Annotated in this window: 14 protein-coding genes; 2 read left to right on the top strand and 12 right to left on the bottom strand. The window is 43.3% G+C overall.

The window, feature by feature from the left end:
* Window positions 1–3: 3 nt before the first annotated feature.
* The 10 genes from rapZ to DWV34_RS11870 form a co-directional block, all read right to left on the bottom strand.
* Window positions 4–858: an RNase adapter RapZ gene (gene rapZ, locus DWV34_RS11910; RefSeq protein WP_006566141.1), complete on the bottom strand. Its 855-nt coding sequence runs from the start codon at window positions 856–858 to the stop codon at window positions 4–6.
* Between the two features lie 12 nt (window positions 859–870).
* Window positions 871–1,779, bottom strand: a complete 909-nt coding sequence (gene murB, locus DWV34_RS11905; RefSeq protein WP_118476293.1) for a UDP-N-acetylmuramate dehydrogenase — start codon at window positions 1,777–1,779, stop codon at window positions 871–873.
* Between the two features lies 1 nt (window position 1,780).
* Window positions 1,781–2,719 (bottom strand): ROK family glucokinase, encoded by a 939-nt coding sequence (locus DWV34_RS11900; protein WP_118476291.1) that lies wholly within the window; start codon window positions 2,717–2,719, stop codon window positions 1,781–1,783.
* Between the two features lie 5 nt (window positions 2,720–2,724).
* Window positions 2,725–3,660: an HPr(Ser) kinase/phosphatase gene (gene hprK, locus DWV34_RS11895; RefSeq protein WP_006566144.1), complete on the bottom strand. Its 936-nt coding sequence runs from the start codon at window positions 3,658–3,660 to the stop codon at window positions 2,725–2,727.
* 29 nt (window positions 3,661–3,689) lie between these two features.
* Window positions 3,690–5,573: an excinuclease ABC subunit UvrC gene (uvrC, locus tag DWV34_RS11890; RefSeq protein WP_009290993.1), complete on the bottom strand. Its 1,884-nt coding sequence runs from the start codon at window positions 5,571–5,573 to the stop codon at window positions 3,690–3,692.
* 341 nt (window positions 5,574–5,914) lie between these two features.
* A complete protein-coding gene (locus DWV34_RS11885; protein ID WP_118476289.1) occupies window positions 5,915–6,589 on the bottom strand; it encodes a DUF5105 domain-containing protein in 675 nt (224 codons plus the stop codon).
* A 91-nt stretch (window positions 6,590–6,680) separates the two neighbouring features.
* On the bottom strand, window positions 6,681–7,235 hold the full coding sequence (locus DWV34_RS17725; protein WP_243000859.1) for a pre-peptidase C-terminal domain-containing protein: 555 nt from the start codon (window positions 7,233–7,235) through the stop codon (window positions 6,681–6,683).
* Window positions 7,199–7,933 (bottom strand): hypothetical protein, encoded by a 735-nt coding sequence (locus DWV34_RS17720; protein ID WP_243000857.1) that lies wholly within the window; start codon window positions 7,931–7,933, stop codon window positions 7,199–7,201. The genes DWV34_RS17725 and DWV34_RS17720 overlap by 37 nt, the downstream gene beginning before the upstream one ends.
* A 108-nt stretch (window positions 7,934–8,041) precedes the next feature.
* Window positions 8,042–8,539: a preQ(1) synthase gene (queF, locus tag DWV34_RS11875; protein WP_009290991.1), complete on the bottom strand. Its 498-nt coding sequence runs from the start codon at window positions 8,537–8,539 to the stop codon at window positions 8,042–8,044.
* 106 nt (window positions 8,540–8,645) lie between these two features.
* The gene (locus tag DWV34_RS11870; RefSeq protein WP_118476287.1) at window positions 8,646–10,478 is read right to left on the bottom strand and encodes a hypothetical protein; all 1,833 of its coding nucleotides are present in this window, start codon (window positions 10,476–10,478) and stop codon (window positions 8,646–8,648) included.
* A gap of 258 nt (window positions 10,479–10,736) precedes the next feature.
* Here DWV34_RS11870 and DWV34_RS11865 point away from each other — a divergent pair, with 258 nt between their 5' ends.
* Both DWV34_RS11865 and DWV34_RS11860 read left to right on the top strand, forming a co-directional pair.
* Complete coding sequence (locus DWV34_RS11865) at window positions 10,737–11,402, top strand: response regulator transcription factor (protein ID WP_187115100.1); 666 nt, start codon at window positions 10,737–10,739, stop codon at window positions 11,400–11,402.
* A gap of 23 nt (window positions 11,403–11,425) precedes the next feature.
* Window positions 11,426–13,405: a sensor histidine kinase gene (locus DWV34_RS11860; protein WP_118476283.1), complete on the top strand. Its 1,980-nt coding sequence runs from the start codon at window positions 11,426–11,428 to the stop codon at window positions 13,403–13,405.
* A 47-nt stretch (window positions 13,406–13,452) separates the two neighbouring features.
* Here DWV34_RS11860 and DWV34_RS11855 read toward each other — a convergent pair whose 3' ends face one another.
* Both DWV34_RS11855 and DWV34_RS11850 read right to left on the bottom strand, forming a co-directional pair.
* The gene (locus DWV34_RS11855; protein WP_118476281.1) at window positions 13,453–14,412 is read right to left on the bottom strand and encodes a hypothetical protein; all 960 of its coding nucleotides are present in this window, start codon (window positions 14,410–14,412) and stop codon (window positions 13,453–13,455) included.
* Window positions 14,402–14,614 carry a hypothetical protein gene (locus DWV34_RS11850; protein ID WP_118476279.1) on the bottom strand — a complete coding sequence of 71 codons (213 nt, stop codon included), beginning with the start codon at window positions 14,612–14,614 and terminating at the stop codon, window positions 14,402–14,404. Before DWV34_RS11850 ends, DWV34_RS11855 begins: the two co-directional genes overlap by 11 nt.
* Window positions 14,615–14,743: the final 129 nt, after the last annotated feature.

The following is a 14,743-nucleotide window of genomic DNA, read 5'->3' as shown; positions in this document are numbered from 1 at the left end:
TTCCTACCTCGTTATATCTCTATGCTCAACCTTCACCGGATATGGCAGCTGTTTTAATTTTTCTGCCAGTGCATTCGTGATGGTGACAGAACGGTGCTTCCCTCCAGTGCAGCCGATCCCTATGACCAGATTATACTTTCCTTCTTTGATGTAGTTGGGAATCAGAAATTTGAGCATATCTTCTAATTTCTCTAAAAATACTCTGGACTCTTCATGTTTCATGACAAACTCCTGAATAGGCCTGTCATTGCCGGTCAGAGGGCGCAGAGAAAGGTCATAATAAGGATTGGGAAGGAATCTTACATCAAACACCAGGTCTACGTCTGCCGGTATACCGAATTTGAACCCAAAAGACACCACTGCCACATTGAAGTTAGCATATTCTTCTTCCCTGACAAATATCCTGTCAATTTCAGCCTTCAGCTCCCTTGTGAGAAGCTGGCTGGTATCTATGACATAATCCGCATGTTTTTTCAAAACATCGACTGCTTCCCGCTCCTTTTCAATACCATCCTCTATCCGGCCGTTCCTGGCCAGAGGATGATTCCTTCTGGTCTCCTTGTAACGCTTGATCAAAATCCGGTTGCTGGCATTGAGAAACAAAATTTCAAACTTGACACCCATTTCATTGACTTTTTTTAATTCTTCTAAAAACTCATCAATCGATGCGCCGCTCCGGATATCAATGCCTAAAGCCACATTTGAAATATTTGCAGTCTTGTCAAGGGTAAGCTCCGCAAATCTGCACAGCAGTCTGGTGGGGAGATTATCCACACAAAAATACCCGACATCTTCCAGCATTTTAAGAGCACTGCTCTTTCCTGCCCCAGACATCCCGGTTACGATTACAAACCTCATACGTAAATTCCTCTAAAACTTTCCGACCCGCTTCACTTCCGGTTCCAGGTCCACTCCAAACTTTTCCTTCACTGTTTTCTGAACGTCTTCGATCAGCTGAAGAACATCTTTCGCCGTTGCGTTCTCCTGATTTACTACAAATCCGCAGTGTTTATCCGACACACGTGCCCCTCCGACCTGATATCCTCTGAGTCCTGCGTCATCAATCAGTTTTCCGGCAAAGTAGCCCTCCGGGCGCTTAAACGTACTGCCTGCGCTCGGCAGTTCCAGAGGCTGTTTCGTCTTCCTGGCTAATGTATACTCATCCATTTGTTTTTTTATCTCAGAGGGTTCTCCCTCTTTCAAAGAAATTGTACCGCCGAGCACCGTATATCCGCATTTAATGACATTGCTGGTTCGGTATCCAAGCTCCAGTTCCTCTGCGGAAAGGGTAAGAATCTCTCCTTCTTTCGTGAGGACTGTGGCCTCTTTTAATACCTGGATCATCTCTCCGCCGTAGGCTCCCGCATTCATAGTGATTGCGCCTCCGAATGTTCCAGGTATGCCTCCTGCAAACTCAAAGCCTGTCAGGCTCCGGTTCTGTGCTTCCCGGGCAATAGAGCTTAGCAATGCTCCCGCCTGAGCCGTAATCTCAGTTCCGTTGACTGTGATTTCATTCATGTTCTTATAAATCTGGAGGACAATGCCGTCGATTCCCCGGTCCCCTACCAGCAGATTGCTTCCGTTTCCCAGAATAAACATGGGAATTTCGTGTTTCCTGGCAGTCTTCACGGTCCACTGCACTTCCTCAATGGTTTCAGGAATAATGTACAATTCTGCCTCTCCGCCTATCCGGAAGGTCGTATGTTTTTTCATCGGTTCTTTTGTAAGTACCCGTTCGGGTGCGATCTTCTGTCTCAATTCTTCAAGAATCGTGTTCATGCTATTCTCCTTTAATCAGCCTTGCAGCCCCGTAAATTCCTGCGTCATTTCCGAGACTTGCAAGAATAAATTTCCCTTCTTTTACAGCGCCGAAGGTGTATGTCCCATAATGCTTTTTAATGGCGTCAAGAAGGATATCTCCTGCTTTCGACACACCTCCCCCGATGACAAATACTTCGGGGTCTACTGTCAGTGTGATATTCCCGAAGGCCATTGCCAGCTTCTCTCCCAGCCGGTCGACCTGTTCTATGGCAAAGGCGTCTCCTTCTTTTGCCAGATCAAAAATATCTTTTGCCGAAAAGCCGTCCATTCGGCGCAGCGGCGTTTCTATGTCAGATTCCTCCAGCGCTTTTTTTGTCTCATATACAATTCCTGTCGCTGAAGCGTACAGTTCCAGACAGCCGGTCTTTCCGCAGTTACACTTGCGTGTCTCCGCCGGGTTTACCGTCATGTGTCCGATCTCACCGCCATATCCATGGCTTCCGTTGATGATCTGTCCGTCGACGATCATGCCGCCGCCCACACCTGTTCCCAGAGTAACCATGACAGCACTGCGGTAATCTTTCGCAGCACCAGCCCAAAGTTCTCCCAGCGCAGCCACATTTGCATCGTTGGTCACTTTGACAGGACAGTCCAGCAGTTTGCCCAGTTCCTGAGCCACGTTGACCTGCCCCCAGCCCAGATTGACACATTCATTGACCTTTTCAAAAGAAAGTACCGCCCCGGGAACCCCGACTCCTGCTCCAATCAGCTGTCCGGTTTCTATCCCATGGAATGCGATATTTTCTTTCAGCGCCACTCCGATATCCTCTATAATATATGCCCCGCCGTCCTCTTTTCTGATGGGAATCTCCCACTTTTCTTTCAGACTTCCGTCCTCCTGAAACAATCCCAGTTTTACGGTGGTGCCTCCTACATCGACTCCATAAATGTAATTCATTCTGCTTATTCCTCCAATTTCCCGGTCACTCGTTTGTATAATTCTTCCGCGGCATTATATCCCATCTTCTTCTGACGGTGATTAATGGCAGCGGCCTCAACGATAATCGCGAGATTTCTTCCCGGACGGATCGGCAGCGCGTGTGCCACAACCTTATTCCCCAGGTATTCTATATAATTTTCATCCAGTCCGAGCCTGTCATAATCTGTTTCTTTGTTCCAGTCTTCCAGCTGAATGACAAGATCAATGCTCTGGGTCATTTTGACGCTCTCCACACCGAACAGGTTCTTTACATCAATGATGCCGATGCCCCTGAGTTCAATGAAAAACCGAGTCACTGCCGGTGAGGAACCGATCAGAGTATCTTTGCTCACACGCTTAATCTCCACCACATCATCCGAAACAAGCCGATGGCCTCTCTTCAGAAGTTCCAAAGCAGCCTCGCTTTTGCCGATGCCGCTTTCCCCTGTGATCAGAATTCCTTCGCCGAATACATCCACTAACACTCCATGAATTGAAATCCGGGGCGCCAGTTCCACACTCAGCCAGCGGATGACTTCTGCGGTAAACTCTGAAGTTGAATCTTTACTGATAAAAACTGGAACTCCGTATTTCCTTCCAAAGTCAACGATCTTATCACACGGCTGTTTTCCGCGGCAGAATACCAGACATGGAATCTGGGCACTGAAAAGACGGTCCAGAATCTGATTACAGTTTTCATCCTTTTCCAAAATATTATTGATATATATATATTCTACATTTCCAATAATCTGCACCCTGGACGATGAAAAATGGTCAAAAAAGCCTGCCAGCTGAAGCGCCGGCCGGTTTACTTCTGCCTGGGTGATATAAATGTCATTGGTGTTAATTTCCGGGATCACCGGGATCAGTTCCAGCTTCTTTGCCAGTTCTGCCACCGATACTTTGTATTCCTCGCTCATAATGAATCCTCCTTGTCCGATTGTTATTCTTAGTTTATCACATTTTCTTCCTTAGACAAATGGAAAAACGAATAGATCTCTTTTGCTGCTTTCCTTGTCATTCCCGGAACCTGCATGATCTCATCTTCCGTGGCCTCTTTGATGTTCTGTATCTGCTTAAAATGTTTCATCAGCGCTTTTCTGCGCTTCGGCCCTACTCCTTTGATCTCATCCAGTACAGAGCTGACCTGGCCTTTTGCCCTCAGCGAGCGATGGTACTCAATAGCAAACCGGTGGGCCTCATCCTGAATCCTTGTGACCAGCTGGAATGCTTCGCTCCTTTTCGGAAAATAGATTTCGTCATTATTATAGTACAATCCCCTGGTTCTATGATTGTCATCTTTTACCATACCGCACACCGGAATATCCATTTTCAGGTCTTTTAAAACTCTCTGAGCAACATTTACCTGGCCTTTTCCTCCATCCATCAGGAGCAGATCCGGAAACTTGGTAAAACTTCCAAATTCCAGATCCTCATTCTTAGCCTTTAATTCTTCGATCTCTTTTTGTCCGTGCAGGAGTCTCCTCGTGAGGACTTCCTCCATACTTCTGTAATCATCCGGGCCGTCCACTGTCTTTAGGCGGAATTTCCGGTAATCCCGCTTTCTGGCCTTTCCGTCTTCGAAGACGACCATAGAAGCAACGGTCTGAAACCCACTGATATTGGATATATCGAAGGCCTCCATCCTGTGAAGCCCCTTGATCCCAAGGAGCTGCTCTATCTCTTTCACTGCTCCGATGGTCCTTTTTTCTTCTCTCTTGAGTTTTTCTTTATCCTGCCTTAAAACATTGGACGCATTCTCTTTTGCCAATTCTACGAGGCGGTGCTTTTCTCCCCGAAGCGGAATCCGAATATGCACCCTTCCGCCCCTCTTCTTGGAAAGCCACTCTTCCACAATCTCCATATCGTCCATGCCGCACTCCAGGAAGATCTCTCCCGGCAGATACGGAGTTCCTGCGTAAAACTGTTTTACAAAGGCACTCATGAGTTCTTCATCTGTTGTCTCCTCATCCTGGGTCATATGAAAATGCTCTCTGCCCAGGAGTTTGCCGTCTCTGATAAAAAATACGGCGACCACTGCGTCCTGCTTTTCTTTGGCAAATGCGATAATATCCCTGTTTTCAAATCCATAGCTGTTGATCTTCTGACGGTCAGCGATTTTGCCGATGCTCTTTAACAGATTTCTATATTCTGCTGCCTGCTCAAACTCAAGGTCTGCCGCTGCCTGCTTCATCTTTTCCTCCAGCATGTCCGACACATCCTTATAATTTCCGTTCAGAAAACTCAGTACCTGATCAATGGATTTTCTGTAATCTTCCCCGGAAATATAATCCTGGCAGGGCCCCTCACACTGTTTGATCTGATAATACAGACACGGCCTGTCTTTCCCGATATCTTTCGGCAGCTTCCGGCTGCATGTCCGGATCTTAAACAGCTTCCTGAGCAGCTCAATGATATCTTTTACCGCTCCGGCGCTCGTATATGGCCCAAAGTATCTGCACTTGTCCTGTTTCATCCTTCTGGCCAGCATAATACGCGGATATTCCTCATTTGTGGTGACCTTAATGTATGGATAATTCTTATCATCCTTCAGCATGGTATTATACTTTGGACGATGTTCCTTGATCAGATTGCACTCAAGCACCAAGGCCTCCAGCTCTGAATCTGTAATGATGTACTCAAAATATGCGATGTGCGATACCATATGCTGAATCTTTGTCGTCAAATTTCTGCTTCCCTGAAAGTACTGTCTGACCCGGTTGCAGAGTTTGATCGCCTTACCTACATATATGATCTCGTCCTTGTCATTATGCATTATATAAACTCCGGGCTTGGCCGGAAGCTTTTTTAATTCTTCTTCAATGTTAAACATCCTGGTATTCCTCCATCATTCCAACATGTGTGTACCCATAATACCATACTGGGGCGGAAAATGTCACATCAAAACAACCCCGCAGCAAAAGCTGCGGGGCCGTCTGTTTAATGAAAAGAGAGGATTAATATATATGAAAAACTAAACTTTGCCTTGCAAAGCACGTCCAACCATAGGGTTTAAAATGTGGTGTGCCCTGCAGGTATGATTTAAGTATATCAGAATCCTCTCCGTAAACAATGGATAGAAAATAAACAATTCTAAAGAAAAAATAAAATAGCCTGAAGGAATTCTTAGGATTACTAGGACTATCTGAAATTCAGTTTATCTCCCTCCCAAAATTACTGGCTTATGAGAAGTCTTCCAATCTGCATCTCAAAAGTATAGTTGTTTTCAGGCATCCATCGCTCTACTTCTTTTTTATTGATTTTTACCTTTTTCAGCTTCATTTTTAACGTAGTTTCTTTCATCTCTTTCGTAGGCTTTGTTTCCTTGATCAATTTTGCCATCTCGGTAAGGACATACGTTCCAATCTGGCTTTGGTCTGTTATTTTCCCTGATGCTGCGGCTTTTCTGACATTCGCCATAAGCTTGGACTGTATTTCACTCAGGTTCACACTTTGAGATTTCAGAATCACCGTAGCAGTTCCTTCTTTCTCATCTTTTTCGTCTGTCTTCACTTCATATTTAAGCTTAGATAAGGAATGCAGAAGTGCGTCAATCACTTTATCTGCATCTTCGGATTTAAAGATATTTCCGGCAGTATTTGCAGATGTCATGAAGGAAGATTTCATGCTTGTTTTGTATGTGTTTAATGCCTTTTTTGCTTCCGCTTCTGTGTGTCCATATTTGACCATTTCTTCTGTATTTCCTCTGGTAAACAGAAGATAATAAGCCTCTGCAAGCTTGTCCGGCTCCGGTATTTCCTCTTTCTTTTTACATCCGGCTAATGCGAGAGAAATGATCAATACAAGGCTTAATAAAACCGCCAGTTTTTTCTTCATTTGTCTTTTCATAACCTATTCTCCTTTTAAACTTCTGTGTATTTTGAACATTCATTCAACTGCAGCAGAGACAGCCGGCTCTGCTGCAAAGATTACTGTTTACTTATTTTACATATTTTACAATGTATTTTCCGCTTGTATTTTTCGTATTTTTTGTAATTTTAACATAGTATGTGCCTTTTGATAACTTTCCTGAGAAAGTAATGTAACTTGGATTATAAGCGGTACGTGAGCTCATCTTCTTTTTCCCTTTGTATAAGGTTGCAGTCACATTTCCAGAGCTGTTATATGTAGTAATCTTGAACTGTGTGGAACGTCTCTTTGTTACTTTGAATTTATACCAATGTGACTTTTTCTTTGCATCAGAGGCAGTTAAAACATTTGTTTTAGATTTCTTGCGTTTGATTGTTTTTGATTTTGACTTTTTAGTACCATATTTTCCGGTATAAGATTTTTTTCCATATCTTGCAGTGTAAAAATCATATTTAGAAGTACCAGATATAACAAGACGGTAACTACCCTTGCTTAATGCATGATATCTCCTGATATTTGAATTATAACTATATTTTTGATCTGTAATTCTTACCCATTTTTTCCCGCTCTTCTTTTCAATATGGCTCTTTAAAGAATACCTTTGGCTGAAACCAGATCTGTCCAAACCTGACTCCTCTTTGAAACTGAAAAATACTGATAGTTATTTCCCCCATTACCTGCTATATATTTTGCAGTTCCAGATAAATTTCCGTTATCACTTGAGTAATAATATGGAAGGTAGCCTGTAGCAACAGCTGAATTATAAGGTGCAGACACTGTTAATCTGTACGTTCCTTTATTTACATAATTGGCGATCACCGTATCATCGTCGGAATAACTAGATGCAATAGAATTTCCCCTGCTGTCGGTTATTGTAACAGAACAGTTTGCAGGTGTTGAGGTAATCAATCCGGTTGACTGATCAACATAAGAGTTTCCAAAAGCCACACAGAGTTTACCATTTGTAGGCATATAAATATTAGCTACTACTTGTTTACTGGTTGTAATCGGACTTACAACATTGAACTGACCTTTTTGAATTCTCTGATTGATTGCGTTTACATTAGCCTGAGTGTTTATTCTATAAGCAGTAGTGTTTTGTACAGCCCGAGCACCTTTTGATTTTTTTGCAGCCTTAATAACCTGGCCTGACTTAACATCCTGGATGCCTTCCATTCCTTTTATTTCTGATGACACTTGACCTTTCTTGTCACCTACTTTACTTGTGATATCTTCCTTCTTCTCTGCGCCGAATGCCACAGTGCTGAATCCCAATGTAAGGGACAGCCCCAGACACACAGCGGCTTTTAAAACTTTCCTCATAAACATTCTCCTTTTTATTATGTCTTTTTTGCTATACTTCTGACTGAGTCCCCCAACATCCAAAAGCACAGCAGCTGCCTGCTCCCATATTAATTTATTTTCTCAAAATTAGCGGTTATCTACCTTCTCCGGGTACATATCGTGATGTGCCAGCCGGTCAAAGGCAATCTGCTCCCACGGCGTTCCCTTTCTGCCATAGTTGCAGTATGGATCAATGGAGATCCCGCCGCGCGGCGTAAACTTGCCCCAAACTTCAATATATTTCGGGTCCATCAGTTTGATCAGATCCTTCATAATAATATTCATACAGTCCTCGTGGAAATCTCCATGATTGCGGAAACTGTACAGATACAATTTAAGGGATTTGCTTTCCACCATCCTCTCTCCCGGAACATAGGAAATATAAACAGTCGCAAAATCCGGCTGTCCGGTCATCGGACACAGACTGGTAAATTCCGGTGCGTTAAACTTTACAAAATAATCATTTTCGGGATGCTTATTCGGAAAAGTCTCCAACACTTCCGGTGCATAATCATCCGGATATTTTGTCTGCTGATTTCCCAGCAGTGTAATACCTCCCAATTCCACATTGGTTCTACCACTCATCTTAATTCCTCCTGTTTTTGTTCCAATCAAGGATACTTTTCTACTCCATTGATTGTCCTATCAGTATACCATATTTTTTACATGCTGTCATAAATATTGACATGAACTATGACAGATTTTTCTTACGGAAAAATTTCCTGCCGAGGAGCAGTGCTGCTCCAAAAATCAGAAGAATCCCTATAGCTGCAAAAACAAGGTCTCCCTTATCATAGCTTTTTGCATTTCTCCCCCATCCAGACGTTTTTGGAGTTTGTTTTTCATTATCCTGTACCTCCGGGGCTGTCTTTTTTCTCTGGACTTTTTCTTTCTTTTTCTCCTGTCTCTGAGAAGACTCATTTTTATTCACATTTTGGCTCTTCTTAGACTTTTGATCTGAGACAGAATTTTTATCCTTATACCTAACGGAATTTTCCGAATACCCGGGGTTGCCTTCACTCCTCTGATCCTTCTGCGTACTTTCCTCCTGTTCTACAGTCTGTCCGCCTCTGTCTCCACCGGATTCCCCGCTGACAGAAGATTCCGGAGCCCCATGGTCTACGTCTATTTTCCACACGGCGCTGGTTCCTGAAAAAATACTGCTGCCATGAACCTTTGTACGCATATAAAACGTTTTTGTATTTACAGGTATGTCAAAGACAAAGCTGAAGACTCCGAACGGTTTTGGAAAGTCCTGGCCGCGAATGATATTCGTACTGCCGTTTTTTTCTTCATAAGTCCTCCAGTTTTTCTGATCCGCACTGTATTGAAGAATCATGGAGTCTGCGCCGGCAGGATAAGGCAGTTCCAGCATTCCCCTGATCCGTCCCTCTTCCTTCGACAGAATCCTGTAACTGTTTAAAAACATTCCCTCCGGCGGTACCGCAATGACGGCTGTCTCCGGGCTGATTCCTGACGAATTGATGTAAATCCCAAACAGATCTTTTGTGAGAAGTCTCCCTTTCACAAGCGTAATCCCTTCTTTTGAAGTATCTGCTCCTGAAGCATCCCATATAACAGGCATTGAAATAATACTTTTCTCTTTTGTCTCTGCATTTTCCACGTAAACACTGGCATTTTGCGGCAGAAGGGATTTAAGGTCTGTGCCAGTTCTGCCGATGACAGGAGTAAAGCTGTCAACATCATAAATGCTGTAGACTGTATTTTTCATGCCCGTGATTTCCGGAACTATTTTAGAATCCCTGCTGGATATTTCGGAACCGGCAACACTGACTGCAGTACCTGAGGCATCACTGACAGAAGCAGTAATGCGGCAGCGGTTCACTTCTGTCCTGCCCAGATTCGAAACACCACACGCTTCCTGGTCTCCGGACACTTTTATATTACAATCTGTCAAAGACAACGTTTGGTTTCTATTATTTTTAACTCCCTCAACCCGCCCTGTGCCTTTTGCTGTAACATCGATCTGTCTAAGCACCAGCGGCTCATCTGTGCCATGATAAATTCCGGTGATATCCTTTCCTTTCATCTGAATCGTAAACCTGTCCGACGGATCAGATGAAGTCTGAAGGGTTCCGCGGATAACCTGAACCGCACATGCATCGTCGGACTCGTCAAGAACCGTCCCTCTTTTTAAAATAAGATGAGAGTCTATACTGTTTTCCATTAGTACAAACATATAGTTTCCGCTTATCGTAAGGTCAGGATTATCAATGATCACTCTGCTGTTTACAATAATTCCATGATTTCCGCAGTCAATCCTCACTTTGCCTCTGCCGTCAAACCGGATGGGATCTTCCTTAGTCCCTTTTGTAAGCTTCAGATCCCCTGTCAGAGTATAGACGGCATTCTGGTCATTCTTATGCTTCTCATACCATTCTAAAAATTTCTCTTCATCCTCTGCTTTGGGAGGACCCCATGCAGAACAGAAAACTGGCTGAGCCATGGTCAATATGATAACTCCCAAAAATAAACAGATCATTTTCTTATAATTCTTTTTCATTTGCAGTCCTCTCTTCGTCCCATAGATCCTAAACAAAATATTACCTTATCGTACGAAGTACGTCCACCCGAAGGGTATAAAATGCGGTGTGCCCTGCGGGTATACCTTATCGTACGAAGTACGTCCACCCAATTGAGTTCTGTTTCACAATAAATAACAACATTGTCTGTTAAAATTGCAAAGGCTCTGAAATATGTTTACAATAAAAATAACACATCTATACTCTGAGTATAGAAAATCATGAAAGGAGCCCCGACTATGGAGCGTTTGCTGTTTGTGGATGATGACTTAGAAATCCTTGAAATTAACCGTAAGTATTTTGAAACATGCGGGTATCATGTGAATACTGCCACTGATGCTCTGACTGCTCTTTCCTGTTTGTCAGAACACACGTATCAGTGTGTTATCCTGGACATTCATATGGAAAAAACGGATGGATTCTGTCTCTGCCGGACGATTCGTGCAAATTACAGCATACCCGTGATCTTTCTGACTAATCTGACCGATGAAGAGATCATGATAGAAAGTTTTGACTGCGGCGGGGATGATTATATTACAAAGCCTTATCTCTTAAAAGAACTGGAGATGAGGATCAGGGCCAGAATACGAAACTCCTGCTGCACCGTTCCTTCCTGCCGGACGCCCGGACTGTCCGTGGATAATGACGAAAAGCAGGCATACATTGGGAATCTTCCGCTGAATCTGACGGTCAATGAATTCGAAATTCTGAGATTTTTAATGGATCATAAAGGCATTCCCTACAGGCAGGAAGAAATTTACCGCGCGGTATGGGGTGAGTCCTGTTATAATACACACAGTATTCAGATCCTGATTATGCGGATCCGGAAGAAAATCCAGGTACTGTCTCCCGAAAAAGAATATATTAAAACACAATGGGGAAAAGGGTATCTCTTCACAGAGTAAACAAAAACTATAGGGAGTCTGCCATGCACTTAAAAACAGAAAAATCCAAAAAGAAACTGTTATCCGTCTTTATCCTCTCCGCCGCTCTGCTGTCCGCTGCCCTGCTTTTTACTCTTTGCTATTCTCTGGACAATAAATATACCTCATCAAATTCTAATCCCTCTAAAGATCTGGTTCCTTTGACCGGGCAGTGGGAATTTTATTCCGGCCGTCTGTACACACCAAAGGATTTTTCTGCAGGATCCGCAGAGTCTCCTGAAATCATCACTATTGGCCAATTTGGAAATTTTTCATCCCATCAGCCAAGTCAATCACCTTTTGGCGCCGCTACTTACCGTAAAGTTTTAAATCTTCCTTCGTCTAAAGACGATTGGATGCTCGAAGTGCCGGAAATTTTCTCTTCCTGCCGTATCTATGTCAACCAAACGCTAGTCCGGCAAATGGGCAGCCCCGATGCAGTTCCCGTTTCCCGGCATATACAGAATACATTAATTCCTCTTCCCTCCGGAACCGTCGAATTAGTCATTCAGGCCGCAAATGATACCCATTATTACAGCGGACTTACCTATCCTCCGGTCCTAGGAACGAGCAGTGCCGTTACAAATGCCCTGACACAGAAAATAATCTTCTATGCGCTGCTGTGCTTTTTTCCTCTGGGAGCGGCTGTCACATCACTGGGTGTCTGGGTCCGGAATCATTCGGACCAGGTCTTTGCCGCATACGGACTGGTCTGCCTGTTTTTCTCAATTCATGTCAGCTATCCGTTTTTTCACTGGCTTGGATGGGATCTTTGGGGAACATCCTATCTCATTGAAGATGTGTCCTATTTTGCAATGCTTGCCTGCATGGTTTTGCTCACCAGCCGGCTGTGCAGAGGAATTCTTCCGGTCAGACTGCACATTGCTGTTTACGTGTTTACGGTCCTGATGTCCGTATCTCCCGTCATTTTTACTTATGTACTTTTTCCGGCATTTCATAATATCGTCAGCATTTACGGAACCATCATCTATACTTCTAAGCTGCTGATCAGCTTTTATTTGATCCTCCTGTCCTTCCTTGGAATCCTGAATGACCGGTCTTCTGTATGGCTGCTGGCAGGAAATGCAGTGTTTGGATTCGGACTTTTCACCGATCTGTGGACCGGAGGAGACTATGAACCCCTCCGGTTTGGATGGCAGGATGAGTACAGCGGTTTTCTGATGGTTCTGCTTTTTATGATTTTGATCATCCGGTATAATCAAAACCTGATCCTGAAAAATCAACGTCTGACTCTTCATCTTCAGGAAGAAGTGGATAAAAAGACTGCCCGTCTGTCGAAGATGCTGGAAGAACGAAAGGAATTTCTCTCGATTGCCGCACACGATCTGAAAGCCCCTGCATCGGCGATCAAAACTTATATTGATTTTATACGCGAGGGCGGAATCAATATTGATGAAGAGCTGGAGCAGTATTTAGAGATCATTGACAAAAAATCTTCTCAAATACAGAGCGATATCAGCAGCCTGCAGATTTTTAACGCAGAAGATAAGATTCATGAACCGCCCTGCCTTATAGACTGCAATGATTTTTTAACCTATGTTTATATGGAGACAAAACCGTATACGGATGCCAACGGCATCTATTACAACTTAAACCTTCCGGAAAATCATTGTTTTATTTGGCATCAAAAAGCCCGCCTTTTCCGGGCATTTGAAAATATTATCCTGAACGCCACCGAACATACTCCGCCGGAAGGCTCCCTGACAATCGACGCTGAATATAACGGGCAGCAGGCTGTGATCACCTTTACCGATACCGGCGAAGGAATATCTTCGGATGACCTCCCGCACATTTTTGACTACAAATTCAGCACAAAAAACAGCCCCGGAACAAGGGGCCTGGGTTTATATTTTGTGCGGATCTCTCTGGAGGAATACGGCGGAACCATAAAGGCAGCATCCAAGAAGAACCGATATACGGTCTTTACCGTTACCCTTCCTCTGGCTGAAGAAAAAATGGAATAAAAAGATACCGCTTTTACAAACTCTTTATAAAAGCGGTATCTTTTATTTTATCTGGATTCGGTCTTATCCGAATAAGTCAGACTGTAAAGACCTGTGGACTTTTTCGTATCTTTTGTCACCTTTATGTAATAGGTACCTTTCTTTAGTTTGCAGTTAAAATAATGTGTTCCTGAATATTCCATTGTTTTTTTCTTCGTCTTCATGCCTTTTCCGTAAACTGCGGCTTTGATCCTTCCGGAATTGTTTTTCGTTGTAAGTTTCATGGAGATCTTTCCGTTTTTTGAAACCTTAAACTTATAATAATGAGTTTTTTTCGCTTTATCCGCATCGGTAAACAAATTGCTCTTTTTTTTGCCCTGAGTCAGAAGCTTTGCCTTTGCTTTTGTTACCGCATAACTATTTTTATATACCGTATCCACGTACATAAACTGTGACACATATCCTTTCGGAATCTTTGTCTTCAGACGGTAAGTTCCCGGACTCAATGCAAAGTGTTTGTTTATTTTTTTTGATGTATAACTCATTTTGTTTGTTACCGCTGTATATTTTCCTTTTTTGCCTTTCTTCTGAATATAGAAGGGAACTGATTTTTTATAGGCCTCAGACAAATGGCTGTTATTCCCTGCCTTAATGATTCCTGACTTATACTTAAAAGTCCGGCCAACGGTCTGGATATGGCTTTTCTTCTTTACTTTAAACGTCTGGTAATTCCATTTTCCCGTTCCTTCTTTAATCTTATTTTTGGCCGATGTGAACCTGCTGCTGCCGGAATCCACATACCCTGCGTCGATTACACTGAACTGAGGCTCACTGATACTTCCAGTTAATGTATAAGTTCCTTTTTTAAGATGCTTTACAATCCGGACAGCTCTCCCCGTCCACTTCTGTCCCTGAAAACTTATGGTCCAATTTTTCTTCAGGTAGGCATTGTCATTTTCATCTCCTCTTACTCCGTAAAAATCTAAAAACACTGTAGATTCTTTCGGAACTACGATTTTAATGTTCATTTTTTTTTGTTTTGGTTACAGAGTATTGATTAAAGACTCCATCATCCGTTACGTCCTTCAGCTTAATCTGACCGCCGGAAGCCTTGATCGTGCTTCCTGCTGCCTTCACAACTTCTTGGGCAGTTCCTGCCCCCAAAGTTCCGGCCAGCATTGCCGCTGTCAAAAAAATACCGGTCACGATCTTCCCCCATTTTTTCATCATAAACTCTCCTCCTATTCTCTAAGACCAACAGCTGCTGCGCTCACAGGCCATCCTGTGAAAGTTCCTTTTTATTCTAGCATAAGAAGCTATCCATACAGACGGTATTGAACACTTGTTGTTATTTGTTGT

Origin of the sequence: Anaerostipes sp. AF04-45, assembly GCF_003461725.1 — a bacterium.
Lineage (GTDB): Bacteria > Bacillota > Clostridia > Lachnospirales > Lachnospiraceae > Anaerostipes > Anaerostipes caccae.
The sequence above is the reverse complement of the archived record's forward strand: the minus strand, read 5'-3'. Positions and strand labels throughout refer to the sequence as shown.

Coding starts and splice junctions, on each gene's coding strand:
- DWV34_RS11900 (WP_118476291.1), bottom strand. CDS start 2,719: ATGAATTACATTTATGGAGTCGATGTAGGAGGCACCACCGTAAAACTG.
- DWV34_RS11865 (WP_187115100.1), top strand. CDS start 10,737: ATGGAGCGTTTGCTGTTTGTGGATGATGACTTAGAAATCCTTGAAATT.
- rapZ (WP_006566141.1), bottom strand. CDS start 858: ATGAGGTTTGTAATCGTAACCGGGATGTCTGGGGCAGGAAAGAGCAGT.
- queF (WP_009290991.1), bottom strand. CDS start 8,539: ATGAGTGGTAGAACCAATGTGGAATTGGGAGGTATTACACTGCTGGGA.
- DWV34_RS11855 (WP_118476281.1), bottom strand. CDS start 14,412: ATGAACATTAAAATCGTAGTTCCGAAAGAATCTACAGTGTTTTTAGAT.
- DWV34_RS11850 (WP_118476279.1), bottom strand. CDS start 14,614: ATGATGAAAAAATGGGGGAAGATCGTGACCGGTATTTTTTTGACAGCG.
- DWV34_RS11870 (WP_118476287.1), bottom strand. CDS start 10,478: ATGAAAAAGAATTATAAGAAAATGATCTGTTTATTTTTGGGAGTTATC.
- murB (WP_118476293.1), bottom strand. CDS start 1,779: ATGAACACGATTCTTGAAGAATTGAGACAGAAGATCGCACCCGAACGG.
- DWV34_RS17720 (WP_243000857.1), bottom strand. CDS start 7,933: ATGAGGAAAGTTTTAAAAGCCGCTGTGTGTCTGGGGCTGTCCCTTACA.
- hprK (WP_006566144.1), bottom strand. CDS start 3,660: ATGAGCGAGGAATACAAAGTATCGGTGGCAGAACTGGCAAAGAAGCTG.
- uvrC (WP_009290993.1), bottom strand. CDS start 5,573: ATGTTTAACATTGAAGAAGAATTAAAAAAGCTTCCGGCCAAGCCCGGA.
- DWV34_RS11860 (WP_118476283.1), top strand. CDS start 11,426: ATGCACTTAAAAACAGAAAAATCCAAAAAGAAACTGTTATCCGTCTTT.
- DWV34_RS11885 (WP_118476289.1), bottom strand. CDS start 6,589: ATGAAAAGACAAATGAAGAAAAAACTGGCGGTTTTATTAAGCCTTGTA.